Below are 24,803 nucleotides of genomic sequence, written 5' to 3'. Positions count from 1 at the left end.
CATGCGCTCCTTGCTAAACGGCAGGCGTGCTGAAGAAGTCCGCGTAGGACGGTTCGGAACGACCGGCGAGCAGCGAGGGGTCCTGGATGCGACGCTCGACGTAGGCGTCGATGATCGCCGGGTCGGTGAGACCGACGCGCGTGTGACTGCCACCGATCCGTGCCGTCCGAGGCATCCCGGAGTACGTGCTGTGCATGTCGTGTCCCGCCCTTCTTGCTTGCCGTGTGTCCCCTTCGGACGGCTGAACTCTTTCACAAAGTGAACGGTCAGTTCAACGAACCATTCGCACTGTGTACGTTTTGCGCGCCGAACGGTTCGGCGGAGCCCGTCAGGGTCGTGAGGAGCTGCAGGAGCGCCGCTCGTCGCGGCTCGCCGAGCGGTGCGAACAGGGAGTCGAGCACCCCCTCGGCGATGCGACGTCCCTCGTCGAGCACCCGCCGGCCGTCCTCGGTGATCGCGTGCTCGATCCGCCGACCCCGACCGGCGGTCCGGGTAATGAGCCCGCGGTCGAGCATCCGGTTCGCCAGGGTGCCGAAGGCCTGGTCGCTCTGGAACGTCGCGACGGCGAGGTCGTGCCCCGATGCGTGGGGCATCCGGTCGATGGCGCGCAGGGCGTCCCACTGCACGAGCGTCACGCCGAGGTCGCGCAGGGCGGCGTCCATCGTGCGGTGGTTGCGGTACTGCGCCCGCTTGACGGCGTGGCCCAGGGCTTCGAGGTCGGTCGGCATGGTGCTACGGTATCAACACTCGTACATAAATATGTTGATACGGAGCACCCATGACCGACACCCGCACCCGCACCGCGCTCGTCCTGCACGGTGGCGGCGGCCCCCGGACCGTGGCGCCGATCGTCGCGCACCTCGCACCCGCCTTCCACGTCGTCGCCCCGACGCACGCCGGGTGGGACGGCACCCCGCGCCCGGACGGCATCGACTCCGTCCCAGCCCTGGCGACCGCGTACCTCGAGCAGCTCCTCGCCGCCGGGGAGCAGGACGTCGTGGTCGTCGGGTCCTCCATCGGCGGCTGGATCGCCCTCGAGATGGCCGTGCAGGCAGCTGCCGACGACCGGTTCGCCGGGGTCGTCGGTGCTGTCGTCGACATCGACGGCGTGGGTGCGGTGGTCGAGGGTGAACCGATCGCCGACTTCTTCGCCCTCGATGCCCGCGGGCTGGCCGAGGTCGCCTGGCACGATCCCGAGCGGGGGTACCAGGACCCGGCGTCCGTCAGCGAGGAACAGCGGGCGGTGCAGCGGTCGAACGGGCAGACCATGGCGGTCGTCGCCGGCCGGTCGATGAGCGACCCGACGTTGCTCGATCGACTCGGGGCCGTGCGGGTGCCGACGCTCGTCGTGTTCGGCGCGAGCGACCGGGTCGTGACCCCGGCGTACGGTCGCGCGGTGGCGGCGGCCGTGCCGGGTGCGGTGTTCGCCGAGGTCCCGGCGGCTGGGCACCTGCCCCACCTCGAGGCCCCCGACGCGACGTGGGCGGTCATCGACCCGTTCCTGGCGCCCCTGCTCGGCTGAGTTCTCGGCGTCCTCCGAGCGATCTTTTGGCACTCACCAGGGTCGAGTGCTAAAACGGTGGCAGTTGAGTCGAGGGGACTCAACGAGAACCACGAAGGAGTTGATTTCGATGACGATGAACTTCGATCCGTTCCGCGAGCTCGACCGACTCGCGGGTTCGCTCCTCGGCACCGCCGCCGGCCCGCGCTCGATGCCGATGGACCTGTACCGCACCGGGGACCACTACGTCCTCGACGTCGACCTGCCCGGCATCGACCCGGGCTCCGTCGACATCGACGTGGACGGTTCCGTCCTGACCATCCGCGCCGAGCGCACCCTGGGCGCGCCCGAGGGCTCGCAGTGGCTCACCCGTGAGCGCCAGCCCGGCACGTTCGTCCGGCAGCTGACGCTCGGCGACGGCCTGGACGCCGAGCGCATCACCGCCGGGTACGACAACGGCGTGCTGAGCGTCACGATCCCCGTCAAGGAGTCCGCGAAGCCGCGCAAGATCGCCGTCACCGTCGGTGGCGCGTCCGAGCAGCTCGCGGTCGGCTCCGGTGCCGCCGGTTCCGGCGCCGCCGAGTGAGGAGCTGAGCGATGACGTCCGTCCTGCTGAACGCGGTGGTCGCGGTCCTCGTCGTCACCGCGGCGCTCGCGCTGACGAGCCTGGACCGGCGCACCGCCGTGCTCCTCGGGGCCACCGGCAGCCTGACCGGCACGTTCCTGACCTGGGTCGCCGCGCCCCGGCTGTTCGAGCAGTCACTCCTGGCGCCCTGGGTCGCGGCGGTCCTCGGCACGGCCCTGCTGATCGCGGGGTGGAGCGCGGTCCGCGCCTACTCGGGCATCTTCGAGGCACCGCGCGACGAAGAACCCGAGACGGGGGCACTGATGACCGTGGGCGGGTCCGCCCCGTCGGTGCGGTGACCACCTGACGGACAGGAGGCCCGGTGCACGTCGTGCGCCGGGCCTCCTGTCATCCGTCGGTCGCGTGGGCGACCGTCGGGACTACTCCTTGTTCAGCTTGTCCTGCACCAGGCCGGCCGTCTTCTCGACGACGTTCGGCAGCTCGGTGGTGCCGTAGAGCCGGACGTCGGGGTGCGTGGGCGGGGGCATCGGGACCGAGGTGGTCGGGCCGTCGTGGTACGAGTACTCGCCCTTGCCGTCGAACGAGGGGCCGCTCGCCCAGGGGCCGTTCTTCGCCTCGGCACCGTCGGAGAAGTTGAGGTACTGGTAGTTGACCTCCTGGTTCTCCTTCGACTGCGGGAAGTTGCTCGGCACGGGGAAGCCCTCGACGCCCTTCTCGCGCAGCTCGGCGGCAGCGGTCGCCCACATGTTCTGGTGCATGGTGTCGCGGGCGATGAGGAAGGACAGCAGGTCCCGCACGCCGTGGTCGTCGGTCATGTGGTAAAGCCGCGCGGCCTGCACACGACCCTGCATCTCGGCGTTCTCGTTCGCCGTGAAGTCGGCGAGCAGGTTGCCGCTGGCGGTGATGTACGAGCCCTGCCAGGGGTTGCCGTTGCTGTCCACCGGGCGGGCACCCGCACCGGCGACGATCGCGTGCTGGACGTCGGTGCCGCCGACGATCGCGGCGACCGTGGGGTCGTCCTGCAGCGCGTCCTCGGTGATGCCGAGCGGGGACTTCTCGAGCAGCTGCGCGATCATCGTCGCGAGCATCTCGACGTGGCCCATCTCCTCGGCGCCGATGCCGAACACCATGTCGCGGTACTTGCCGGGGATGTGCATGTTCCACGCCTGGAACTGGTACTGCATGGCGACGGAGATCTCTCCGTACTGGCCACCGAGCACCTCCTGCAGCTTGCGGGCGTAGATCGCGTCGGGCTTGTCGGGCGTTGCCTTGAACTGGAGTTCCTGCTTGTGGAAGTACAAATCGTGCTCCTTCGTCTCGATCGAGCGATTGCACGGCCGATGGTTCGCCGGGGGCACTGAGCGGCCGTCCAAGGTGGCCGGATCACGCAGAGGGTGTCCCGGATGCGCCGTTCCACGGTTCCGGGTCCACCGTCGGCTTCACCCGGCAGGACGAAGCCCTTCGGTCCCCCGCCCGATGCCGTCGGCCGTCCGGTTGCCCAGGCTGGGAGCATGCAGACCTCGACCAAGCACACGATCGCCACCCTGCTGCTCTGCGCGGCGATCGTGGTCGCCACCGTCATCGCACTGATGGCCATGGCCCCGCCCGCGTGACGCCGGTACGGCATGGGAGGATCGCTCTCGTGACCGAACGGGGCAGGTTCCTCCGGCCGCTCGCCACCCGGTCGATCGTCATCGACGTGGCCTGGGCGGTCCTGGCGGCGTTCGTCTTCCTGCTGCCCATCGACCTCGAGCTCGAGCACGCCAGCCTCGCCGCGGTCCTGTCGGCCTCGGTGGCGATCGCCCTGCGTCGCATCTCCCCGTCCGCCGCGATGGCGATGGTCGTCGTCCTCGGGGTGATCCAGGTCGGCGGCGGCGAGCGTCCGTCGCTGGTGGACCTCGCGCTCTTCGTCGTGATCGGCACCGCCGCGGTCGTGGGCACCCGCACCGAGGTCGTCGTCTCGGGCGTGCTCGCGGTCGTCGCCGGAGCGGGTGCGACGGTCTACCTGGCGTCGACCGGCTTCCGGTTCCTCGTGCTCATCAACGGCCCGCGCGACCAGGCCTTCCTGGCGATGGCCGCCCCGGTGACCGCGCTGCTCGGGGTCTGGGCGGGCGGGGTCGCCGTCCGGGCCTTCCGCTCCCGCGACCGCGAGTCGGAGCGCCGTGCCGACGCCGAGGCCGCAGCATCGCGTGCCGAGGCCGTCGCCACCGAGGCCGAGGCCACCGCCACCCGCGCCATCGACGTCGCCGAGTCCGAACGCATCCGCGCGGACATCGCCCGGGACGTGCACGACGTCGTCGGCCACTCGCTCGCGGTCATCATCGCGCAGGCCGACTCGGTGCCGTTCCTCGACGACGAGGCGCGCATCCGAGCGGTCAGCGCCACCATCGCGAGCACCGCCCGCAGCTCCCTGGTCGAGGTCCGACAGGTCCTCGGGCACATCGACGGCTCCGCCGAGGCGACCGGCCCGGGGTCGCTCGAGGAGATCGTGCAGGGCATCCGCGACGCCGGGGTCGACGTCGACCGCACGGTGCGCGGGGTCCCGCTGGCCCTGCGCCCGGACACCGGCACCGCTGCCCGCCGCGTGCTGCAGGAGATGCTCACGAACGCCCTGCGCCACGGCGCCCCCGGCAACCCGGTCGTCGTGCGGGAGACCTGGCGGAACGCCGACCTGGTGCTCGAGGTCGAGAACGTCGCCGGTGACGGCACCACCGCCGGCTCGGGCCGCGGGATCGACGGCATGGACTCGCGCCTCGGCGCCCTCGGTGGGTCGTTCGACGCCGCCGTGCTGGACGACGTGTTCACGGCACGCGCCCGCATCCCGTTCGACGTCCAAGGGGGACCCGTCCGATGACCGAACCGATCAGGATCCTGCTCACCGACGACCAGGCGCTGTTCCGCGCCGGGCTCCGGGTGGTGCTCGACGCCCAGGACGACATGCGCGTGGTCGGTGAGGCCTCCGACGGGGCCGAAGCGCTCGCGCTCATCCCCGAGGTGCGCCCCGACGTGGTGCTGCTCGACATGCGGATGGCCGGCATGGACGGCGTGGAGACCGTCCGGCAGCTCTACTCCGGTGCCGTCGCGGGCCCGCTCCCCCGCGTCGTCGTGCTCACCACCTTCGGGCTCGACCCGGCGGCGGCGACCGCGATCCGGCTCGGCGCCAGCGGGTTCCTGCTCAAGGACACCACGCCGCCGTTCCTGTTCGCCGCGGTGCGTGCCGTGCACGAGGGCAGCTCGGTCATCGCCCCGAACGACCTCGCGCAGCTGTTCGGCACCGACGTGGCGCGGGCCCCGGCACCGCAGCCGCCGGAGTTCGCGACTCTGACCGAGCGGGAGCGCGTCGTGTTCGGGTGGGCGTCCCGTGGGCTCTCGAACGCCGAGATCGCCACCAGGGAGTACGTCACCGAGTCGACGGTGAAGACCCAGATCTCGAGCATCCTCGGCAAGTTGTCACTGCGCGACCGGGTGCAGCTCGTCGTCTACGCCCACGACCACGGGCTGGCGGGCACCCGCGAGGACTAGTCCGCGGCGATCCGGTCGAGCCACTCCGCGAGCATCGTCCGCTCGGCTGGCGACAGTCGATCGAGCCGGGGCGCTGCGGCACGGAGCGTGATCGCGGCGCTCGTCACGGCGTCACGCCCCCGGCCCTGACCACCCGGGGCCGCGCCGCCGTCGTCCGTCGTCGGCCCGCTCGGCACGAGGATCCGCCCGAGCACCGCGTCGAGGACGTCATCGGCGAGTGACGGGTCCCGCTCGTCCGCCGGAGCAGCAAGGATCGCGAGCACCGCACCGGTGCCGGCCGCGTGCACGAGCTCGACCGCGCGGTGTTCCGGCACGGCCAGTCGCCCGGCCTCGGCCACCCGCCGGATGCGTTCGGCGAGCAGCGCGGTGCCGGCGCGGGCGGCTGCCGACCGACGGCCGCGCTCCGGGTCGCTCAACAGCACGAACAGGTCGGGGTTCGCCAGCCCGAAGCCGATCGTCATCGACCACCCGGTGCGCAGGTCCTCGACGGGGTCGGTCGCCTCGTCACGAGCAGCCCGGACGGCGTCGGCCTTCATCGCCGAGAACGTCGCCATCGCGTGCTCGGCGACCGCTTCGAGCAGACCGTCCTTGTCGCCGAACAGCCGGTAGATGGTCGGTGCCTGGACGCCTGCGCCGTCCGCGACCGCCCGCGTGGTCACCGCCGCGGCACCGCGTTCGCGCAGCATGGTGCCGGCGACCTCGACGATGCGCGCACGCGTCTCGTCGCGCTGGCTTCCCTGCTCGATCACGGAACAACGATAACGGATCTGTGCTATCACTGTGTTACCAGCGATACCGACGCGCTGTTTCCACCGATACGGAGAAGCCATGATCGTCATCACCGGGGCTACCGGAGCCCTCAACGGCGCGACCGCCGACCACCTGCTCGAGCACCTCGCGCCGTCCGACCTGGCGGTGGTGACCCGTGATCCGGCCCGAGCACAGCGGTTCGCGGACCGCGGCGTCGAGGTCCGCCGCGGCGACTACGCCGAACCGGAGACCCTGCCGGCAGCCTTCGCGGGCGCCGATCAGCTCCTGCTCGTCTCGTCGAGCGACCCGGCCGCCGACGCCGTCGCGCTGCACCGTGCCGCGGTCGACGCAGCCGTGGACGCCGGCGTCGGCCGGGTCCTGTACACGAGCCACCAGGGCGCCGCACACGGTTCGCCCTTCGTGCCCGCCGCGCACCACGCCGCCACCGAGGACCTGCTCCGCGACTCCGGGCTGCCGTGGACGAGCCTGCGGAACGGCTTCTACGCGCACAGCGCCGCCTGGATGACGGGCCCGTGGCAGGAGACCGGCACGGTGTCCGTCCCCGTCGACGGCCCGGTGTCGTGGACCGCCCGCGAGGACGCCGCCGAGGCAGCCGCCGCGATCCTGCTCACCGACCAGCCGTTCGACGGGCCGGTGACGCTCACCGCTCCGGACGCGCCGACCTTCGCCGACCTGGCTCGGCAGGCGTCCGAGGTGTCCGGTCGGACGATCGGGTTCGAGGCCCTGGGCGAGGACGAGTGGCGTGCCCGTGCGCTGGCCGCGGGGCAGGACCCGCACATGGTCGCGTTCCTGCTCGGCATGTACCAGGCCGCCGAGCGGGGCCTGTTCGCCGGCACCGACCCGCTGCTCGGCGAGCTGCTCGGTCGCGCCCCACGGCCGGTCCGCGACCAGCTCAGCTGAGCGCTGCGACCTCGTCGAGGATCGCCTCGACCGCTGCGGGGTCGTGGGCGAACCGTCCGAGGAACAGCCCGCCGATCCGGCCCTGCCCCCGCGTGAGCAGACCCGGTCCGGCACTGCCCCCGTAGAGCACGGTGCTGCCGTGCAGCTCGGGCCGGGTGGCGAGGTGCTGCTCGATCCCGGCGAGCACCGCCACGATGTGGTCGTCCGGTGCGGGTGCCGGTGCGCCGATCGCCCACACCGGTTCGTAGGCGACGGTCAGGGGTCCGGCGAGACCGTCCGCGACGGCGGTCGAGACGGCCCGGTCGAGCTGCGCGGTCACCGCCGCCACGGCCTCGGTCGGATCGGAGGCCCGGTCCGGCTCCCCGACGCAGACCAGCGGACGCAGGTGGTTGCGGAAGGCCGCGTGCACCTTCCCCGCGACCGTCGCGTCGTCCTCGTGGAACAGAGAACGCCGTTCGGCGTGCCCGATCTCGACCAGGTCGACACCGATCTCCCGCAGTTCGGCGCCGGAGACCTCGCCGGTGAATGCGCCCGCGTCGGCCCACGACAGGTCCTGCGCGGCGAGGAGCACTCCCGACCCGGAGAGCACGTCGCGGACGGGCACCAGCGCCGGGAACGTCGGCGCCACGAACAGCGTCGCCGCTCCCGACAGCGTCGCGGGGTGTCGCCGGGCGATGTCCGCGACCTCGGCCGCCCACGACAGCGTCCGGGCGTGCGAGAAGTACGTCTTCAGCGACACTCCGACGGTGATCACGGCGCGACCGTCTCCACGACGAGGGCGAAGGACAGCGCACCGGGGTCCGCGGTGCCGACGGCCTGGTCTGCGTGCGTCCGCGCCCGGCCCATCTTCGGCACGAGGGACTCCGTGGCGTCGGCGGCGTCGCGGGCGGCACGGACGGCGTCGCCCCAGGCCTCGGCGAGCGCCGCCCCGGCGTCGAGCCGGGTGCGGAGCACCTCGTCGAACGGCACCAGGGCGTCCACCATCGTCTTGTCACCGACGGTGGCGCCGAACGCGAGCACGGCCTCGGTGGCCGCGCGGACCCCCTGCGCGACGGTGGCACCCGACGGACGCGAGTCGTCCCCGACCACGCGACCCAGTGCCTCCAGGGCGGCACCCCAGATCGCACCGGACGTGCCGCCGGCCTTGTCGGACCAGGCGTCCGCGGCGACCAGCAGGACGGTGCCGGCACCGGCACCGCGGGTGACCGCGTCGGCGGCTGCGACGTCGGCGGCGTGCGATCCGCGCTGCATCCCGATGCCGTGGTCACCGTCGCCGGCCACGGCGTCGATGCGCCCGAGTTCGTCGGCGTGCTCGTCGAGGACGGCGCGGACCGCGGCGAACCCGGCAGCGACCTGCTCGGCGACCGCGCGGGACTCGTCGGTCGCCGGGCCGATGCCGACGCCCTCGGCGTCCGCCGCCACGGTGGACGGGTCGACGCGCTGTTCGGCGACGGCACCGCCCTTGCGGTAGGCGGGCGTGTCCGCGGGTGCCGCCCAGAGTTCCTCGAGCTCGTCGTCGAGCCAGAACAGCGTCAGGGAGACCCCGGCCATGTCGAAGCTCGTGACGAGTTCGCCGACCTCGGGCTCCACGATGACGACCCCGGCGTCGGCCAGGCGCCGCTGCACCGAGCGGTAGACGACGAAGAGCTCCTCGTACTTGACCGAGCCCAGGCCGTTCAGGATCGGGACCACCCGCTGGCCTTCGAGCGTCACGCCGTCGGGCAGTTCGTCGAGCAGACGGGACACCAGCAGCTCGGCCAGACCGTCGGCCGACGGCACGTCCGTCTCGTCGATGCCACGCTCGCCGTGGATGCCCATGCCGACCGCCATCCGGCCCTCGGGGACCGTGAACAGGGGTTCCTCGGGGCCCGGCAGGGAGCACCCGGAGAACGCGACGCCGAAGCTCCGCGTCCGGTCGTTCGCCCGTTCGGCGACGGCGGTGACCGTGTCGAGGTCGTCCCCGCGCTCGGCGGCGGCGCCGGCGACCTTGAAGACGCAGAGGTCACCCGCGATGCCGCGGCGCTTCGCGCGGTCGTCGGCCGGGGCGCTCGTCACGTCGTCGGTGACGCGGACCGTCCGGACCGGGATGCCGTCGGCCTCGAGCGTGCGCGCCGCGGCGTCGAAGTTCAGGACGTCACCGGCGTAGTTGCCGTAGCTGAGCAGCACCCCGCCCCCGTGTTCCGCGGCCTTCGCGACCCCGGTGACCTGCTGGGCGCTGGGGCTGGCGAACAGGTTGCCCATCGCGGCACCCGCGGCCAGGCCGTGTCCGACCAGCCCGCCGAACGCGGGGTAGTGCCCCGAGCCGCCGCCGATCACGACCGCGACCGTGCCGTCGGGGCTCGTGGTGGAACGGGCGACCCCGCCGTGCACCCCGCGCACCCACCGCTCGTTCGCGGCGACGAAGCCGTCGGTCGCCTCGTCGGCGAAGTCCGCCGGGTCGTTGAACAGTCTGGTCATCGCTTGCTGCCCTTCGGGTCGGTGGTGCGGACGTGCGAGGTGTCGAGCAGCTCGTCAGCCTTGGCCCCGCGGAAGAACTTGGTGCAGAAGATCATCACCGCGGCGACGAACGCCAGGACGCCGAGCGAGACGATGCCGAACGCACCGCTGTCGGTGGGCACCACCTCGTTGATCGCGGTGCGCATGATCGGGGCGACGAACCCGCCGAGGTTGCCGAGCGAGTTGATCAGGCCGATGCCCGCGGCGGCTGCGGCACCGGTGAGGAACGCCGTCGGGTACGCCCAGGTGATCGGGCCGACGGCCAGGAAGCTCGCGACGGCCAGGGTGATGAACAGGATGCCGAGCACGGGCTGCCCGTTCGCACCCGCCCACGCGGAGCCGAGGATCGACAGTCCGGTCGTGACGTAGAACAGGGTGCCCCAGCGACGACGGCGTCCGACGGAGTCCGCACGCGACCCGATCAGGTAGCAGGCGACGAGTCCGACGAGCCACGGGATCGCGGACACCAGACCGACCTGCCAGCCGACGTCCTGCCCGAGCAGCGAGGACACCTGCTGCGGCAGGTAGAACGTCGTGCCGTAGACGGCGACCTGCAGGCAGAAGTAGATGATCGTGAAGTACCAGACGCGCCCGCTCGCCATCGCGCGCCAGATGCCCTTCGGGCCGTCCTCGCTGCGGGCGGTGTCCTCGCGCTCCATGGCCGCGGTGAGCGACGCCTTCTCGCCCGGTTCGAGCCACTTCGCCTGCTGCGGACTGTTCGTCAGGAACACCAGGGCCGCGATGCCCGCCAGCACCGCGAGGATCCCCTCGCCGGCGAACATGACCTGCCAGCCGTGGAACGGGGTGACCTGGTCACCGACGCTGATCAGGCCACCGGACAGCGGGGCGCCGATCATCTGCGAGAACGGCTGCGCCAGGTAGAAGATCGCGAACATGCGCACGCGCACCTTGTTCGGGAACCACTCGGACAGGTACATGATCACGCCCGGGAACAACCCGGCCTCGGTCACACCCAGGATGAACCGCAGGATGATGAACATCGTGTCGTTCGTCGTGAAGGCGAACAGTGCGGCGACGATGCCCCACGTGACGGCGATGCGGGCGAGCCAGAAGCGCGCACCGAACCGCTTGAGCAGCAGGTTCGACGGGATCTCGAAGATCGCGTAGCCGATGAAGAAGATGCCGGCGCCCAGGGCGAAGGCGGCGTCCGAGATGCCGCGGTCGACGCGCAGGGCCTCTTCGGCGAAACCGACGTTCGTGCGGTCGAGGAACGCGACGAAGTACAGGATGACGAGCATCGGCATGAGGTGCTTCGTCGCCTTGCCGATGGCGGACTTCAGGCCGGGGTCGTTCGTCGACCCGAGCGCGGGGGCAGGGGGTAGTGACACGGGTTCGCTCCTTTGCGAGCACGGTGCGGTCGTTCTGGCGTCCGGCGGTCGGTTCGGTCGTCCGGACGGGAGGCACGGATCGCGTCGCCCGGTCGGCGCGCGTTCCGTGGGCGGCTGGCCCTAGTGCATGTACAGGCCGCCGTCGACGTTGAGCGTCTGGCCCGTGACGAACCCGGCGTCCTCGCTGATCAGGTACGCGACCGCGGCGGCGATGTCCCTCGGCGTGCCGATGCGCGGCAGCACGCCGTCGGCGGCCATCTCGGCCTTCCGCTCCTCGGACAGGGTGCCGCCCATGATGTCGGTGTCGATCGGACCGGGGGCGATCGCGTTGACGGTGACGCCGCGCGGGCCGAGCTCGCGCGCCAGGCCACGGGTGAGGCCGATCACGCCGGCCTTCGCCACCGTGTACGGGGTCTTGCTGAAGGTGCCGCCGCCGCGCTGGGCGGAGACCGACGACAGGTTCACGATGCGCCCGTAGCCGGACCGCACCATCGACTCCGCCGCCCGCAGGCTGGCGAAGTGCACACCGTCGAGGTTGATCGACAGCACACGGTGCCACTCCCCCTCGGGCAGGTCGAGGTAGGCGTGCGCCGAGGAGACCCCGGCCAGGTTCACGAGTGCGGTGATCGGCCGGAGTTCGGCCTCGATCGTGTCGAAGGCCGCACGGACGGCGGACTCGTCGGCAACGTTCGCACCGACACCGACGGCCCGCACACCGTGCTGTTCGCGGATCTCGGCGGCGACCTGCTCGCTCGCCGTCTGGTCGAGGTCGATGATCCCGACGTCCCACCCGGCCTCGGCCAGGTGGTGGGCGGTGGCGCGGCCGATGCCCCGTGGTGAGGCGGCCCCGGTGAGGACGACGGTGCGGTCCTGGTGCTGGCCGACTGACTGGTTCTGGTCGCTCATGGTGTCCCTCCCGCCTCAGTGGATCGGTGCCGGGCCGAGTTCGTCGAGGAGCTTCTGCATCGCCACGTACGCCTTGTTCCGGTAGGCGACGAGTTCCGGCGTGCGGTCGGCCGGCACCTCGAGGTACCCCGCGCCGGACTTCGTGCCGAGTTCACCGGCGTCGACGTGCTGCTGCAGCGACGGCGGGGTGGCGAAGCGCTCGGGCCAGCGGGTCTGCAGCGACTCGAAGCAGAACGCGTAGACGTCGAGCCCGGCCATGTCGGCGATCGCGAACGGGCCGAAGAACGGCAGGCGGAACCCGAACGTGGTCCGCACGATGGTGTCGATGTCGTCGGGGCTCGCGATGCCCTCGTCGGCGATCTTCGTGGCCTCCTCGAACAGCGCGTACTGCAGACGGTTCAGGACGAACCCGGTCGAGTCCTTCACCCGTGCGGACTGCTTGCCGGTCGCGGCGACGACGGTCTCGCCGACCTCGATCGCGTGCTCGTTCGTGGTCGGGTGCGGGATGAGCTCGACGCCGGGGATGAACGGTGCCGGGTTCGAGAAGTGCACGCCGAGGAACCGCTCCGGGCCCACGACCGCCTCGGCCAGCGACTCGATCAGGATCGTCGAGGTGTTCGAGCCGATCACGGCGTCGGGGCGAGCGGCCTCGCTGATGCGGCGGAGCGTGGCGTGCTTGATCTCGAGCTTCTCGGGCACGGCCTCCTCGATGAAGTCCGCGTCGGCGACGGCGGCCTCGATCGACTCGGCAGCGCTCAGGTGTGCGCGGACCCGTTCGACGGCGTCCTCGGGGAACAGCCCGTCGGCGACGAACTGTGCGGTCTCGGTGAGCAGTCGCTCCAGGTTCTGCTGGGCGATCTCGGCCGAGACGTCGGCGATCCGGACGGTGTGGCCGGCGAGGGCGAGGACCTGGGCGATCCCGCCGCCCATGTAGCCGGACCCGACGACGGCGATGTCGAGGGTGCTCATCGGATTGCTCCTTCGGTGCTGGTTGCTGCAGTCGGGGTCGCCGTCGCGTCGAGCTTCGTCGTCGCGAGGACGGATCGGATGTACTGCTGGTTGGTGGCGCAGACACCGAGGCTGTCCCCGCCGTACTGCTCGGTCATGACGATCCCGCGGAACCCGTCGGCGACGGCGTCGCGCAGGACCTGGCGGTAGTTGATGAGGCCCGTCTCCATGGTGCTCGGCGCGCTCGTCGCCCAGCTGCCGTCGCCGGCCTCGTCACGCGTGTAGTTCTTCACGTGCAGGTAGTTGGTGTGCGGCATCGTCTTCGCGAAGAGCTCCCGCCAGTCCTCGACGGGACGGTGCAGACGGATGAGGTTCGCGACGTCCGCGTTCAGGCCGACGTTGTCGAGCCCGATCTCCTCGACCAGGCGGACCGCGCTGTCGGCGGTGCCGAGGTACGTGTCCTCGTACAGCTCGAGCGCCATCGGCAGCCCGACGCTCGCAGCGTGCTCGCCGAGCTCCCGCAGTCGCTTGACCGCGGCGGCCCAGACCTCGGGGTCGTCCGGGTCCTTCGGGCCCGGCGCCGTCCAGAACCACAGCGCCCGCTTCTGGGCGTCGGTGAACGGCTGGTGCAGCCCGGTCGAGAAGACCTGCATGCCCCACTCGGCCGCCGCGTCGATGGTGCGGTGGGCGTAGGCGAGGTTCTCCTCCTCGTGCCCGGGCTGGATGACGCTTTTGCGCTGCAGGTGCACCGAGGGAATCCCGATGCCGTGCGACTTCGCGACGGCGAACAGCTCGTCGCGGCGCGAGGCTTCGAGGTCAGCGGGGCGGATGTGGCTGTCGGCGAGCTCGGCGAGCGAGAAGCCGACGGCCTCGATCTGCCCGAACACCTCGTCCCACACCTCGGCGGGGGCGTCGTGGAAGGCCGTCCCGTCGCGGGTGACCTGCGCGAACCCGTGCAGGCAGGCGGCGATCGGCCAGGTCCCCGACGTCCAGGTGGTGGGGTCCCAATCCTGGTCGACCCAGTCCTGTGGAGTGGTCACGGAATGCTCCCTTGCATGTCGTGGTGGTTCAGCCTTGAACCTCTTTCCTATAGGAAAGATACTCGCACGACGCCGAAACGCAACCCCGCTGCCTCAGCTCGTGTGCGAGGCGTCCGCTCGCGAACGCAACCGGACGGCGTCGATGTGGAGCCGCATCGCGGCGACGGCCGATGTCGGGTCCGCAGCCAGCGCCTCCAGGATTGCCCGGTGTTCCTGGACCGCACGATCCGTGTCGTCCCCGCCACCCTCGACGATCTGCCGCATGCGGTGCACGCGCGTCGTGATGATCTCGGACATCTCCTCGAGGAACGGGTTCCGCGTCGCGTCGAAGATCAGCTGGTGGAACTGCCAGTCGCTGCGGAAGAAGCGGGCCATCAGCTCCTCCGGGGCGTGCGCAGCACCGACGGACGCGACCTCGGCGGCCACCGCAGCCTGCTCGTCGAGTGCTGCTGCCAGTCGCTCGCGCAGGCCGTCGACGTCGCCGCGGGCCGCGAGCTCGACGGCACCGCTCTCGACGATGAGCCGGGCGTCGAACAGGGCCTCGAGTTGGTCGCCGGCCAGGGGCGGGGAGACCCGGTAGCCCTTGTTCGCTTCACGGGTGACGAGGCCGGTGCGTTCGAGTTGCACCAGGGCTTCGCGCACCGGGGTCGGTGAGACCCCGAGCGAGCGGGCGAGGCCGTCGATCGACAGTCGCATGCCCGGTTCGACGTCGTGGCCCATCAGGACCTCGAGCACCCGGTCGTAGACGCGGTCACGCAGGCCGAGCTGCGTGATGCGCTCCGTCCCGAAGCCGGGCATGGTCGTGGACATGGGTCGATCCTAGAGAATCCACGACTCGGGCTCGGTGAGAGGCCCCCGGCCCACGCTGCACCATCACGGCCGTCACCCGCTTTGACGTCGCCTCGACCACGCGCTCATGTCGCCGATTGGCTTGCTCGATTGCCGCGCCCCGCGCGCCGATAGGGCGCTCTTGTGTCAACTGGTAATCGGCTAGGGCCTCAGGAAAACATGAGGGGAAAACGCAGCTGAACGACGAAATCGCACTATCAGACGCCTACTTCACGTGCAACATCTCCCGAGCAACTTGGCGCAGTTCCGGCCCGAGGATCTCGACGATAGGGGATCGCCGACCGAGACTTTCGACGAATGATACAGCTATCGCATTCTGCAACCATTCCTCGCCGCGGGCATAATCGATATCTAAATCGTCAAGCGTCATCTGAATGCGTGCACCCGTGGGATCGAGCCGGTATGCGGCGGAGATCTGGATGACAACGTCGCCTAGGAACAGGTGCTCCATGAGATTATGGCTGTCATCCCAATTGACCGGGTCGTCGAGCAGTTGCTTGTATTCAGGGTGCTTGACCACGAACTGTTCGCCCCATTCGGTCGGCGTCAAGGCTTAGCCTCCCATCGCGTTCTGCAGATCGTCCAGGAGCGCCTGTGCCACTTGCCGATCGTGTTCGGAGAGGGGTCCTGACTTGCCCCCCAGCTTCTGGATCCCCTCAGCGGCAGCATCGAACTGGTTGGGCCAGGACGGATCGTACGGAACGAGCACAGTTCGCACTCTAGATCCCGCCTGCGAACGCGCTCCCACCGGGGAACTCCCACCCGAAGGCGAACTCCTTCGTCGGAGCCCGCTGCGTGAGCAGGACGGTTCCGTCGGCTCGGTAGACGCACACCGTGACCACCAGATGGAACACCCCGCCCGGCCAACCCGCGTCACCGCGCCGGAACGTCCCAGCCGTCGGCACCCCGGCCGCGTCAACAAGACCCCACCACTCGTCCACACCGCCAGCGTAGGACGAACCGGCACGCCCAACGTCGACATGCGGCGTCCGGCAGCGGATCGGCTACCGAGACGTGGACGAGGGGTTCCAGTGGTCGGAGCAGGACGGTAACGTGCCGCCATGCACTGGGGGGACACCGGACTCGACGACGACCAGATCGCGTTCGTGCAGCAAACACTCCCCGATGCCGTCGTCGTGGCCGATGAGTCGTGGGGGCTCCTCGACACGAGGGTCCTGCACGTCCGCGCTGGCGACGACGGCTTCACCGTGAAGGCCTCCGGCCCGACCAACACGCACTTCCCCCGCGAGCTCGACGCTCACCGCACCGCCACCGCCGCACTCCGAGCCAGCGGGGACACCGGTGCCCTCGTCGCCGCGAACGAGGAGCACCGCGTCCTCGTGCTCGAACGCGTCCCCGGGCACCTCGCCCTCGGGACCCCGGACGAGCACGATCCCGACGTCCACCGACAGGCCGGAGCACTGCTCCGACGACTGCACGACCAGGACACCCGCCACGACCCGACGTTCCTGCAGCACGAGCAGGCGAAGGCACTGGCCGCGCTCGACGCCCCGCACCGGATCCCCGACGACGTGGTCGCCCTCGCGCGAGCAGCACTGCGCGCACTCCCGACCGACCACGCGACGCAGTCCCTCGTTCCGACCCACGGCGACTTCCACCCGCGCAACTGGATCGTCGACGGCGACACCCGCGACGACCGCAACGACCACCACCGCAGGCTCCGCGTCATCGACTTCGGCCGCTTCGGCTGGCGCCCCGCGTCCTTCGACCTCACCCGCCTCGCGGTGCTGCACTGGCAGCACGATCCCGCCCTCGAAGCGGCGTTCTTCGACGGGTACGGCGACGATCCGCGCACTCCGGACGCGTGGCGCTGGCTCCAACTCCGCGAAGCAGTGGGCACCGCGACCTGGGCCTACGTAGTCGGCGACGAGGGCTTCGAGGCCCAGGGCCACGACATGCTCCACCGCGCCCTCGCCGCGTTCTGACCCGTCAGACCAGGACGCAGCTCACGGCACCCGCACGAACCGCGGCGCCCCACGGTCCCGCAGTCGGAAGCCGAGGTGCTGGTACAGCCCGATCGCCCCGGTGTTCCCGGCGGCCGCGTGCATCAGAGGGGTCTCCCCACGCTCCCGGATCCCGTGCGCGACGGCGAGCACCAACCGGCGCCCGAACCCCTGCCCCCGGTACGCCTCGTCCGTGCACACCGCGCTGATCTCGGTCCACCCCGGCGGGTGCAACCGCTCCCCCGCCATGGCGACCAGCCGCCCGTCTCGCCGGATGCCCAGGTACGTGCCGAGCTCGATCGTGCGCGGCAGGAACGGCCCCGGCTTCGTCCGCTCCACCAGGGCGGTCATCTCCGGCACGTCGTCGGGCGTCAGCACGACGGCTTCGTCGTCCGGCGCACCCTCGATCGCCTCACCGGTCAGCTGCACGCCGCCGGCACCCTCGACGAGCTCCCACCCCTCGGGCAGGACGGCAGCCGCACCGACGCCGAGCATCCCGCCCGACCCGAGCAGCGCCCGGACGTCCTCCCAGTCCTGCTCGGTGGGCTGCTCGGGGATCCCCGTCCACACCGACACGTCGGTCTGGTAGCGGACGACGTCGCCGCGCCGCTCGGCGAACCGCGCATGGTGGCTGTTCAGTGCGGCCATGGCGGGTGCGTCGAGCATGCGCGTCGGGGTGCCGTCGTCGGCGATGGTCAGGTCGAGCGTCCGGAGCGCTTCGCCGCGGGCATCACCACCACGGAACCCGAGGTCCTCGATCCGCCGACGATCGCCGTCCGCCCACCCTGCGGTGTCCGCGACGACACCGGAGGCGTACTGGTTCGTGGCACGGTGGACGACCTGCTCGACCTCCGCTGCCGAGGCCACGAAGACCTCTCCCGGTCGGGGCAGCGCGGTCGAGGTCGGCGCAGTCGTCGTCATGCCACCATTCTCCGCCCGCGGCGAGCGCCGCCGACGCATCGTTGCACCCGGTGACGCCGTGCCGCGGCTCGCACGGTGCGAGGGGGCCCACAACCCGAGCGAGGTTCCGTACTCGGTGCGAGGGCACGTGCGCCGCACGGAGTACGCAACCTCGCACCAGACCGAGCACCAGACCGAGCGCCCCGCCCCGCCTCACCCCAGCCGTGCCGCCACGAACTCCACCATCCGCCGCACGAGCAGCGCCTGCGACGACGCCCGCCGGTACTCGTGCCCCTCACCCTCGAGCTCCAGGTACTCCACGTCGTGCGCCCGCTCCCGCAGCGCCGCGACGACCTGGTGGGCCTCACCGATCGGCACGTTCGTGTCGAGCTCACCGTGCACGACGAGCAGCGGCGCCGTGACGTCCTCGATCGCGCGCATCGGCGACAGTGCCGCGAGCAGGGCTTCATCCTCGACGGGGTGGCCGTACTTCGTGGCGGCAGCGGCCGCGATCCACGGTTCGGTGTCCCGGTAGAAGGTCGCGAAGTCGCTCATCCCGCACACCGCGACCCCGGCCGCGAACACGTCGGGCGTGAACGCCAACGACGCGAGCGTCGCGTACCCACCGTACGAGCGACCCTCGACGGCGACCCGGGACCGCTCGGCGTAACCGTTGGTCACCAGGAACCGTGCGCAGTCCACGACGTCGGCGAGCGCGTTCCACCGCAGCGCCAGGTCGTCGGCGTGCACGAACTCGTGGCCGTACCCGCTGGAGCCACGGATGTTCGGTGCGAACACGGTCACCCCGGCGGCGGCGAGCGCCTGGTGCTGCGGCGAGAACGTGGGTCGTTCCTGCGACTCCGGTCCGCCGTGCAGGTGGACGAGCGCTGCGCGGCCGGGAGGCCCGACATGCGTTCCGACGTCGGCTCCCGTCCCCGACGCGGTCGGCTCCACGGCCCGGTACAGCCACCCGGTCAGCTCCAGTCCGTCGCGGGCGGCGAACCGCTCGAGCGTCGGCTCGACCAGCTGCACGTCCGGCAGCACCGGCACGTCGGTGACCCGGCTCCAGGTCAGCGCGTTCGTGTCGAGTCGCCACAGTTCGCGCGGTCGGGTCGGTCCCTCGACGGCGAGCAGCACGCTCCGGCCGTCACGGCTGAGCACGGGGTCGGTGACGACGTACCCGGGCAGGTCCGGCACGGGGGTGCGCGAGGCGTCGTGCGTGTTGATGAGGTCGAGTTCGCTGCGACCGTCGACGTTCCAGACGAGCAGCAGGGTGCGGCCGGCGTCGTCGGCGTCCAGGTACTCGAGCTCGGCGTCGTCCCGCTCGACGATCCGCCGGGGTGTGCCGCGCCAGCCGTGCGGGCCGACCGGCTGCGCGACGAGTCCGCGGCGGGGCAGTCCGGCCTCGGTGGCGACGTAGGCGACGAGCGGACTGGTCTCGCTCGCGGGCGAGGGCCGCAGGAACGCGATCTCGGCGGACCCGTCGGGGTCGTCGGCGAACAGGGCGTGGCTCTCGTCGGTCAGCCGGTCGACCACCACGACGAACTCCTGTCCGCGCTGCCCGTCGCTCAGCACGACGAGCCGTTCCTCCACCGACAGGTCGAGGATGTGGATGAGCTCCCCGACGGCCAGGTCGTCGCGATCACCGGTGACCGGATCGACCAGGTACGCACGGGCGGGCTGCTCGGGCTCGGTCGAGGGCAGGGTGATGACGACCCGGTGTCCGCTGCGGCTCCACGGTCCGAGTTCGGCGTGCTGGTACCGCGAGCCGGCGATCTGCGCGGCGTCGGAGCCGTCCGGCCGCACCACCCAGACCTGTTGCTTCACGCCGCCGTCGGTCGCGATGGCGACGGCGAGCCACTCCCCGTCGGACGACCACGACACCCGGATCACCGGATCGTCGGACAACGCGATCCGCACCGGTTCCGGCAGCTCGCCGTCGACGACGACGTCCTGCACGAACACCTCGGGGGTGCCGTGCCGGTCGCTCACGAACGCCACCCGTCGGGCGTTCCGGGTCATGGTCGGTCCCCACGACCCCCAGGCGGCGGTGAGCCGCGCACCTAGGTCGGCCGCGGCCCTGGTGGTGACCGACGGCTCGACGGTGGCCGACGACGCGACGCCCTGCGCGCCTCCAGTCCGGACGGAACCCACGGTCACCGCACCCCCTGCTGCTGTAGCCACATCTCGATCAGGCCGAGCTGCCAGAGCGCGTTCGCGCCGATCGCGGTCCTGGTGCTGTTCGGGTCCTGCAGCATCCGCTCGACGGTGGCGGAGTCGAAGAGCCCGCGCTCCCGCGCCTCGGGGGCGTGCAGCGCGTCACGGACGCGCTCCAGGTACGGGCCCTCGAGCTGCCGGATGGCGGGGACCGGGAACGAGCCCTTGCTGCGGTCGATGACGGCGTCGGGCACGATCCCGCGCGAGGCGCGCTTCATCACGCCCTTGCCGCCGTCGGTGAGCTTCATCGACGGCGGGATCGCGGCGGCGAGCTCGACGAACTCGTGGTCCAGGAAGGGCACGCGGGCCTCGAGCCCCCACGCCATCGTCATGTTGTCGACCCGCTTCACCGGGTCGTCGACGAGCATGATCGTGGTGTCGCTGCGGAGCGCGGCATCCACGCTCGTCTCCGCGCCCGGCCGTGCGAACTGGCGGTCCACGAAGGCCGACGGGGTGTCGTCGTCGCTCTTCCACCGCTCCCCGAGCAGGCCCTGCAGCGCCGGCCAGCGGCGGTCCATGAACACGGAGCGGTAGGCCTCGGCCGCCTGGTCGCGCGGGACGTCGGCGAGCGGGGGGTACCAGTCGTAGCCGGCGAGCACCTCGTCGGCGCCCTGGCCGGACTGCACCACCTTGACGTGCTGCGAGACCTCCTGCGACAGCAGGTAGAAGGCGACGCAGTCGTGGCTGACCATCGGCTCGCTCATCGCGGCGACCGCACCGTCGATGCCGTCGAGCAGCCGCGACGAGGGGATGTGGATGCGGTGGTGGTCGGTGCCGAAGTGCTTCGCGACCTGGTCGGAGTACTCGAACTCGTCGCCGGACTCGCCGCCCGCCGCCTCGAAGCCGATGCTGAACGTGGCGAGGTCCTGCTGCCCGGCCTCGGCGAGCAGCCCGACGACGAGCGAGGAGTCGATCCCGCCGGAGAGCAGCACCCCGACCGGCACGTCGGCGACCATCCGACGCTCGACGGCGGTGCGGAGCGAGCCGATGAACGCCTGCTCCCAGTCCCGCTCCGACCAGTCGGCCCGGGCGGGGTCACGCTCGAAGCGCGGCTCCCAGTAGACGGTGTCGTGCGCGGTGCCGTCGGGGTCGATCACCCGGACGGTCGCGGGCGGGAGCTTGCCGACGCCGGACAGGATCGTGCGGGGTGCGGGGACGATCGAGTGGAAGCTCATGTACGAGGCGAAGGCGACGGGGTCGATGGACGTGTCGACTTCCTTGGTGCCGGAGCCGCTCGCGCCGCCGCTGCCGCTCGTGCTGCCGTTGCCTCTGCTGCCGGCGTTGCCGGCGTCGCCGGCCAGGATCGCCGGAAGGGAGCTCGCGAACCGGAGGCCGCCCGGGACGGGTGCGACGTAGAGCGGCTTGATGCCGAGCCGGTCCCGCGCCAGCACCAGCCGGCCGCTGCCGTGCTCCCAGATGGCGATGGCGAACATCCCGATCAGGTGGTCGACGAACGCGGTGCCCCATTCGGCGTACGCCAGGGCGATGACCTCGGTGTCCGACGTCGACGCGAACCGGTGCCCCTTGCCGTGCAGCTCGTCGCGGAGCTGCCGGTAGTTGTAGACCATCCCGTTGTAGGCGATCGTCAGCCCCGCCTCGGCCAGCACCATCGGCTGCGCGCCCGCGGTGGACAGGTCGACGATGGACAGCCGTCGGTGCCCGAGCGCGACCGGGCCGCGAGCCCACAGGCCGTCGCCGTCCGGGCCGCGGTGCGTCATGCAGCCGGTCATCCGGGCGACCGCCCCGACGTCCGGCGCTCGGCCGTCGAACCGGATCTCACCCGCGAGTCCACACATCAGCGCTCTCCCTCGGTGTCCGCCACAGCGGAGTCGGTGTCCGCCGGGGCGTTCCCGACGATCCACGTGTCCTTCGCGCCGCCGCCCTGCGACGAGTTGACGACCATGCTGCCCTCGGGCGCGACGCGCGTCAGGGCGACGTCGGCCAGGTGCACGTCGTCCGGTCCGGTCCCCGTCGCGTAGACGAAGGCCCGCAGGTCCACGTGCCGCGGGTCGAGTCCGGCCGGTCCGATCGTCGGGTGCGAGGACAGTTGCACCACCTCCTGCCCCACCCACCCGGCGGGGTCGGCCGCGATCTCGCGCCGTCGCTCGGCCACCTCGGGGGCGCTCGCGCTCGGTCCGATCAGGACCCCGCGGCCGCCCTCGCCGTCGACCGGCTTCGTGACGAGTTCCCCGACGCGGTCCAGGACCGACAGCCGTTCGACCTCGATGCTCGTGCGGTACGTCGGCACCGATGCCAGCAGGGGTTTCTCGTCCAGGTAGTACCAGATCAGGTCCGGCACGGTGACGTACATCGCCTTGTCGTCGACCAGCGCGTTGCCCGGCGCGTTCGCCAGGTAGACGCGTCCTGCCTCCGCCGCGTCGAGGATCCGCGCACCCAGGTCGGGAGCGTGCTCCGCCGTCAGCGCGCTGACGTCGCGGTCGATCCGCAGGTACAGCCCGTCGAGCACGTCATCCGTCGTCGCGTCGACCACGCGTCCGTCACGGACGTCCAGGTCCGACCCGGACAGGAGGCGCAACCCGGCCCCGTCGGCCAGCCTGCGGTGCTCGAACCACGCGCCGGCGGCGGGGCCGTCGCTGACCAGCGCGATCACGGGGTCGGTCGCGCCCGTCACCGCGGTGGTGTTCGCGCAGAGGGTCCGGCGCAGCCGGTCGATCACGCCGTGCGGGTCGCGCAGGTGCGCCGGGCGCGGGGCGTCCGGCACGACGTCGTCCATCAGCTCGCGCAGGGCGATGCCGTACGCGACGCCCGAGGGCGAGCGGACGTTGTCCTCGAGCACCCGCCAGCCGCCGAACTCGTTGCGCACCAGGTCGAACCCGAGTACCGGCGCACGGACGGCGGTCGCCGGCAGTCGGGTGGCGTCCGGGTCCCAGCCCTTCGCGCCGACGAAGTGGTCCGCGTCCAGCACGCCGTCGGCCACGATCCGCCGGTCGCCGTACGCGTCACGCAGGAACAGCTCGATCGCGCGGGCACGCTGCCCCAGGCCACGCTCGAGCTGCGACCACTCGTACGCGCTGATCGTCCGGGGCACCAGGTCGCAGCCGAACGCCTGCGCCCCGCCGTCCACCACGAAGCCGACGTGGTGCTCGCGCGTCCAGACGTCGCGGGCGGTGCAGCGCTCGATCGCGGTCTCGGCGTCCCAGCCGTCGAAGAACGCCGCCAGGTCACGGAACGCCGGACGGGGGCGCGCCCCGGGGCCGACCGCCTCGTCACCGGCACGGACGCGGTACCCGGGGATCGGGACCACCGGGTCCTCGTCGCGTCCGGACGGGAGCCCAGCGGTGTCCTCCACCACCAGGGCGACGACGTCGTCCATCTCCCCGCGCTCGGCGTACGCGGTGCGCTGCCGGTCGGTGGAGTTGCCGCGGGCGAGGGTCGCGTCGAGCAGCTCCGTCACCGTGCCCCAGTCGCCGAGCTCCTCGAGCTCCGGGCGCAGGCGGGACACGAGCTGGCGCACCGCGACTTCGGCGGGCAGCCGTTCGGGGTGCTGCCCGAGGCCGACGAGTTCCCCGCTCAACCCGGAGCGGGCGGCCTGCCACATCGCCGCACGGTGCAGGGGTTCGCTGCGCGGGTGCCACTCGGCGCCGGACACGACCGACTTCTCGGCCTTGCGCACCGCGGCGCGGAAGAGTCCGGCGATGAGCACGGCGTCGTCCACCACCGGGGTCGCGTCGCAGACCCGCAGCTCGAGCGTCGGCGCGTGCGACGACGGCCGCACGTCGAAGTAGGCCATCTTCTTGTCGGCGATCACGCCCGAGGCGATCAGGTCGTCGAGCACCCGGTCGTACTCGGCGGCGTCCTCCACCGGGCCGAAGCTGCCGGCCGACGGCCACCGCTGCCAGATGATGCTCCGGAACGAGGCGTACCCGGTGTCCTGCCCGTTCCAGAACGGACTCGACGCGCTCAGGGCGAGCAGCACCGGGAGCACCGGCGCCACCCGCTGAGCGATCAGCACCGCCAGGTCGCGGTCGCTCACCCCGACGTGCACCTGCAGGCCGCAGATGAGCTGTTCGTCGACGAGCATCCGGTACTGCTCCTGCATCCGGCCGTACCGACCGCCGGAGCTCAGCTCGAAGTCGGCGTACTCCGACCTCGGCGCGGTGCCGACGGCGGCGATGGTGACCCCGGCCGGGGCGATCGCGGCGCTGAGTTCACTGCGCAGGTCGACGATCACCCGCCGCAGGTCGTCGAGGGTCCGCACCACCGGGGTGTTCGTCTCGATCGTCGTGCGCTGCAGTTCGGCGCCGAAGCGGTCGGTGGGCAGTTTGGGCAGAAGGCGCGGGGCCTTCGCGGAAAGTCGGCCGGACTCGAGGTCGATGAGGTGCAGCTCTTCCTCGGCGCCGAGCGTCAGCTCTGCACTCATGGCTGGAACCTACGCGCGGCGGCTGTGGTGCGCACTGCGGCACACCGCCCCGACTCGTGCCCGTAACACGCCCGTCCATCGAGCGTCACGAGCACTGAACTCCTGCCCGCACCGTGCGAGGCGCGCCACCCCGTGCGAGGTTCCGCGCACCGTGCGCCGCTACAAGCGCGCACCACGCGCGCAACCCCGCACCAGCCCGCGCAACCCGCACCGTGCGGTGGACGCACCACCCGCACTCGGGAGGCACGGCGCCAGCCCGCCACGCGCCTCCTCTCCGCACCGTGCGCACCTCTTCACCCCGTGCGAGGTTCCACGCACCGTGCGCCGCTACAAGCGCGCACCACGCGGCCAACCCCGCACCAGCCCACGCACCCCGCACCGTGCGGTGAACGCCCCGCACAGGCGGACGGGAGGCACGGCGCCAGCCCGCCACGCGCCTCCCGTCCGCACCGTGCGCACCTCTTCACCCCGTG

Annotated in this window: 24 protein-coding genes; 7 read left to right on the top strand and 17 right to left on the bottom strand. The window is 71.6% G+C overall.

The genetic code is table 11. The features are described from left to right. Nucleotides 1–13: 13 nt before the first annotated feature. Complete coding sequence (locus tag DEI96_RS00345) at nucleotides 14–196, bottom strand: hypothetical protein (protein ID WP_071248776.1); 183 nt, start codon at nucleotides 194–196, stop codon at nucleotides 14–16. A 70-nt stretch (nucleotides 197–266) separates the two neighbouring features. Further along, nucleotides 267–728, bottom strand: coding sequence for a MarR family winged helix-turn-helix transcriptional regulator (locus tag DEI96_RS00340; protein WP_111022459.1), 462 nt, complete (start codon nucleotides 726–728; stop codon nucleotides 267–269). A gap of 50 nt (nucleotides 729–778) precedes the next feature. On the opposite strand from DEI96_RS00340, the gene DEI96_RS00335 reads away from it, so the two are divergent. The 3 genes from DEI96_RS00335 (at nucleotide 779) to DEI96_RS00325 (ending at nucleotide 2,425) form a co-directional block, all read left to right on the top strand. Continuing rightward, nucleotides 779–1,522, top strand: coding sequence for an alpha/beta fold hydrolase (locus tag DEI96_RS00335; protein ID WP_111022460.1), 744 nt, complete (start codon nucleotides 779–781; stop codon nucleotides 1,520–1,522). Between the two features lie 109 nt (nucleotides 1,523–1,631). Next, a complete protein-coding gene (locus tag DEI96_RS00330) occupies nucleotides 1,632–2,087 on the top strand; it encodes an Hsp20/alpha crystallin family protein (protein ID WP_071248766.1) in 456 nt (151 codons plus the stop codon). An 11-nt stretch (nucleotides 2,088–2,098) separates the two neighbouring features. After that, complete coding sequence (locus DEI96_RS00325) at nucleotides 2,099–2,425, top strand: hypothetical protein (RefSeq protein WP_071248763.1); 327 nt, start codon at nucleotides 2,099–2,101, stop codon at nucleotides 2,423–2,425. A gap of 81 nt (nucleotides 2,426–2,506) precedes the next feature. Here DEI96_RS00325 and DEI96_RS00320 read toward each other — a convergent pair whose 3' ends face one another. Then, nucleotides 2,507–3,388 carry a manganese catalase gene (locus DEI96_RS00320; protein ID WP_111022461.1) on the bottom strand — a complete coding sequence of 294 codons (882 nt, stop codon included), beginning with the start codon at nucleotides 3,386–3,388 and terminating at the stop codon, nucleotides 2,507–2,509. A 341-nt stretch (nucleotides 3,389–3,729) separates the two neighbouring features. Here DEI96_RS00320 and DEI96_RS00315 point away from each other — a divergent pair, with 341 nt between their 5' ends. Beyond that, entirely contained in the window at nucleotides 3,730–4,941 is a 1,212-nt protein-coding gene (locus DEI96_RS00315) for a sensor histidine kinase (protein ID WP_244993310.1), read from the top strand. Beyond that, complete coding sequence (locus tag DEI96_RS00310) at nucleotides 4,938–5,609, top strand: response regulator (protein WP_111022462.1); 672 nt, start codon at nucleotides 4,938–4,940, stop codon at nucleotides 5,607–5,609. The genes DEI96_RS00315 and DEI96_RS00310 overlap by 4 nt, the downstream gene beginning before the upstream one ends. Here the strand turns inward: DEI96_RS00310 and DEI96_RS00305 are convergent. Beyond that, nucleotides 5,606–6,358, bottom strand: a complete 753-nt coding sequence (locus DEI96_RS00305) for a TetR/AcrR family transcriptional regulator (RefSeq protein WP_244993308.1) — start codon at nucleotides 6,356–6,358, stop codon at nucleotides 5,606–5,608. The genes DEI96_RS00310 and DEI96_RS00305 overlap by 4 nt on opposite strands. A gap of 79 nt (nucleotides 6,359–6,437) precedes the next feature. Between DEI96_RS00305 and DEI96_RS00300 the strand changes: the two genes are divergently transcribed. After that, a complete protein-coding gene (locus DEI96_RS00300; protein ID WP_111022464.1) occupies nucleotides 6,438–7,280 on the top strand; it encodes an NmrA family NAD(P)-binding protein in 843 nt (280 codons plus the stop codon). Here DEI96_RS00300 and DEI96_RS00295 read toward each other — a convergent pair. The 9 genes from DEI96_RS00295 to DEI96_RS00255 all read right to left on the bottom strand — a co-directional run bounded on the left by DEI96_RS00295 (nucleotide 7,273) and on the right by DEI96_RS00255 (nucleotide 15,809). After that, nucleotides 7,273–8,034, bottom strand: coding sequence for a triose-phosphate isomerase family protein (locus DEI96_RS00295; protein WP_111022465.1), 762 nt, complete (start codon nucleotides 8,032–8,034; stop codon nucleotides 7,273–7,275). The two genes, DEI96_RS00300 and DEI96_RS00295, sit on opposite strands and share 8 nt — an antisense overlap. Beyond that, a complete protein-coding gene (locus DEI96_RS00290; protein ID WP_111022466.1) occupies nucleotides 8,031–9,737 on the bottom strand; it encodes a dihydroxyacetone kinase family protein in 1,707 nt (568 codons plus the stop codon). The genes DEI96_RS00295 and DEI96_RS00290 overlap by 4 nt, the downstream gene beginning before the upstream one ends. Next, nucleotides 9,734–11,125, bottom strand: a complete 1,392-nt coding sequence (locus DEI96_RS00285; protein WP_035809316.1) for an MFS transporter — start codon at nucleotides 11,123–11,125, stop codon at nucleotides 9,734–9,736. Before DEI96_RS00285 ends, DEI96_RS00290 begins: the two co-directional genes overlap by 4 nt. Before the next feature lie 120 nt (nucleotides 11,126–11,245). Next, nucleotides 11,246–12,031 (bottom strand): SDR family NAD(P)-dependent oxidoreductase, encoded by a 786-nt coding sequence (locus tag DEI96_RS00280; RefSeq protein ID WP_111022467.1) that lies wholly within the window; start codon nucleotides 12,029–12,031, stop codon nucleotides 11,246–11,248. A gap of 15 nt (nucleotides 12,032–12,046) precedes the next feature. Then, entirely contained in the window at nucleotides 12,047–13,000 is a 954-nt protein-coding gene (locus DEI96_RS00275) for a 3-hydroxyacyl-CoA dehydrogenase family protein (protein WP_027466963.1), read from the bottom strand. Next, the gene (locus tag DEI96_RS00270) at nucleotides 12,997–14,019 is read right to left on the bottom strand and encodes a sugar phosphate isomerase/epimerase family protein (RefSeq protein WP_111022468.1); all 1,023 of its coding nucleotides are present in this window, start codon (nucleotides 14,017–14,019) and stop codon (nucleotides 12,997–12,999) included. Before DEI96_RS00270 ends, DEI96_RS00275 begins: the two co-directional genes overlap by 4 nt. A 93-nt stretch (nucleotides 14,020–14,112) precedes the next feature. After that, nucleotides 14,113–14,829: a GntR family transcriptional regulator gene (locus DEI96_RS00265; RefSeq protein ID WP_017887786.1), complete on the bottom strand. Its 717-nt coding sequence runs from the start codon at nucleotides 14,827–14,829 to the stop codon at nucleotides 14,113–14,115. A gap of 244 nt (nucleotides 14,830–15,073) precedes the next feature. Continuing rightward, nucleotides 15,074–15,418, bottom strand: coding sequence for a DUF7674 family protein (locus DEI96_RS00260; protein ID WP_146246850.1), 345 nt, complete (start codon nucleotides 15,416–15,418; stop codon nucleotides 15,074–15,076). A 169-nt stretch (nucleotides 15,419–15,587) separates the two neighbouring features. Next, the gene (locus tag DEI96_RS00255) at nucleotides 15,588–15,809 is read right to left on the bottom strand and encodes an NUDIX hydrolase (protein WP_111022471.1); all 222 of its coding nucleotides are present in this window, start codon (nucleotides 15,807–15,809) and stop codon (nucleotides 15,588–15,590) included. A gap of 120 nt (nucleotides 15,810–15,929) precedes the next feature. Here DEI96_RS00255 and DEI96_RS00250 point away from each other — a divergent pair, with 120 nt between their 5' ends. Further along, nucleotides 15,930–16,814: an aminoglycoside phosphotransferase family protein gene (locus tag DEI96_RS00250; protein ID WP_111022472.1), complete on the top strand. Its 885-nt coding sequence runs from the start codon at nucleotides 15,930–15,932 to the stop codon at nucleotides 16,812–16,814. A 21-nt stretch (nucleotides 16,815–16,835) separates the two neighbouring features. Here the strand turns inward: DEI96_RS00250 and DEI96_RS00245 are convergent, their stop codons facing one another. From DEI96_RS00245 to DEI96_RS00230, 4 genes are all read right to left on the bottom strand, one after another. After that, a complete protein-coding gene (locus DEI96_RS00245) occupies nucleotides 16,836–17,753 on the bottom strand; it encodes a GNAT family N-acetyltransferase (RefSeq protein ID WP_220039103.1) in 918 nt (305 codons plus the stop codon). Nucleotides 17,754–17,945: 192 nt separating this feature from the next. Next, nucleotides 17,946–19,754: a S9 family peptidase gene (locus tag DEI96_RS00240; RefSeq protein WP_284183621.1), complete on the bottom strand. Its 1,809-nt coding sequence runs from the start codon at nucleotides 19,752–19,754 to the stop codon at nucleotides 17,946–17,948. Between the two features lie 134 nt (nucleotides 19,755–19,888). Then, nucleotides 19,889–21,745 carry an N-acetylglutaminylglutamine amidotransferase gene (locus DEI96_RS00235; protein ID WP_111022474.1) on the bottom strand — a complete coding sequence of 619 codons (1,857 nt, stop codon included), beginning with the start codon at nucleotides 21,743–21,745 and terminating at the stop codon, nucleotides 19,889–19,891. After that, entirely contained in the window at nucleotides 21,745–24,330 is a 2,586-nt protein-coding gene (locus DEI96_RS00230; protein ID WP_111022475.1) for a carboxylate--amine ligase/circularly permuted type 2 ATP-grasp protein, read from the bottom strand. Before DEI96_RS00230 ends, DEI96_RS00235 begins: the two co-directional genes overlap by 1 nt. Nucleotides 24,331–24,803: the final 473 nt, after the last annotated feature.

The sequence above is a fragment of the Curtobacterium sp. MCLR17_031 genome (genome assembly GCF_003234775.2).
GTDB lineage: Bacteria > Actinomycetota > Actinomycetes > Actinomycetales > Microbacteriaceae > Curtobacterium > Curtobacterium flaccumfaciens.
Note: the sequence above shows the minus strand (reverse complement) of the source record. Positions and strands in the feature narration are given on the sequence as shown.

What these genes read in the sequence shown, in the direction of transcription:
- DEI96_RS00240 (WP_284183621.1), bottom strand. Translation starts at nt 19,754, where the DNA reads ATGACCCGGAACGCCCGACGGGTGGCGTTCGTGAGCGACCGGCACGGC.
- DEI96_RS00230 (WP_111022475.1), bottom strand. Translation starts at nt 24,330, where the DNA reads ATGAGTGCAGAGCTGACGCTCGGCGCCGAGGAAGAGCTGCACCTCATC.
- DEI96_RS00330 (WP_071248766.1), top strand. Translation starts at nt 1,632, where the DNA reads ATGACGATGAACTTCGATCCGTTCCGCGAGCTCGACCGACTCGCGGGT.
- DEI96_RS00235 (WP_111022474.1), bottom strand. Translation starts at nt 21,745, where the DNA reads ATGTGTGGACTCGCGGGTGAGATCCGGTTCGACGGCCGAGCGCCGGAC.
- DEI96_RS00310 (WP_111022462.1), top strand. Translation starts at nt 4,938, where the DNA reads ATGACCGAACCGATCAGGATCCTGCTCACCGACGACCAGGCGCTGTTC.
- DEI96_RS00265 (WP_017887786.1), bottom strand. Translation starts at nt 14,829, where the DNA reads ATGTCCACGACCATGCCCGGCTTCGGGACGGAGCGCATCACGCAGCTC.
- DEI96_RS00250 (WP_111022472.1), top strand. Translation starts at nt 15,930, where the DNA reads ATGCACTGGGGGGACACCGGACTCGACGACGACCAGATCGCGTTCGTG.
- DEI96_RS00340 (WP_111022459.1), bottom strand. Translation starts at nt 728, where the DNA reads ATGCCGACCGACCTCGAAGCCCTGGGCCACGCCGTCAAGCGGGCGCAG.
- DEI96_RS00300 (WP_111022464.1), top strand. Translation starts at nt 6,438, where the DNA reads ATGATCGTCATCACCGGGGCTACCGGAGCCCTCAACGGCGCGACCGCC.
- DEI96_RS00290 (WP_111022466.1), bottom strand. Translation starts at nt 9,737, where the DNA reads ATGACCAGACTGTTCAACGACCCGGCGGACTTCGCCGACGAGGCGACC.
- DEI96_RS00245 (WP_220039103.1), bottom strand. Translation starts at nt 17,753, where the DNA reads ATGACGACGACTGCGCCGACCTCGACCGCGCTGCCCCGACCGGGAGAG.
- DEI96_RS00280 (WP_111022467.1), bottom strand. Translation starts at nt 12,031, where the DNA reads ATGAGCGACCAGAACCAGTCAGTCGGCCAGCACCAGGACCGCACCGTC.
- DEI96_RS00325 (WP_071248763.1), top strand. Translation starts at nt 2,099, where the DNA reads ATGACGTCCGTCCTGCTGAACGCGGTGGTCGCGGTCCTCGTCGTCACC.
- DEI96_RS00275 (WP_027466963.1), bottom strand. Translation starts at nt 13,000, where the DNA reads ATGAGCACCCTCGACATCGCCGTCGTCGGGTCCGGCTACATGGGCGGC.
- DEI96_RS00345 (WP_071248776.1), bottom strand. Translation starts at nt 196, where the DNA reads ATGCACAGCACGTACTCCGGGATGCCTCGGACGGCACGGATCGGTGGC.
- DEI96_RS00335 (WP_111022460.1), top strand. Translation starts at nt 779, where the DNA reads ATGACCGACACCCGCACCCGCACCGCGCTCGTCCTGCACGGTGGCGGC.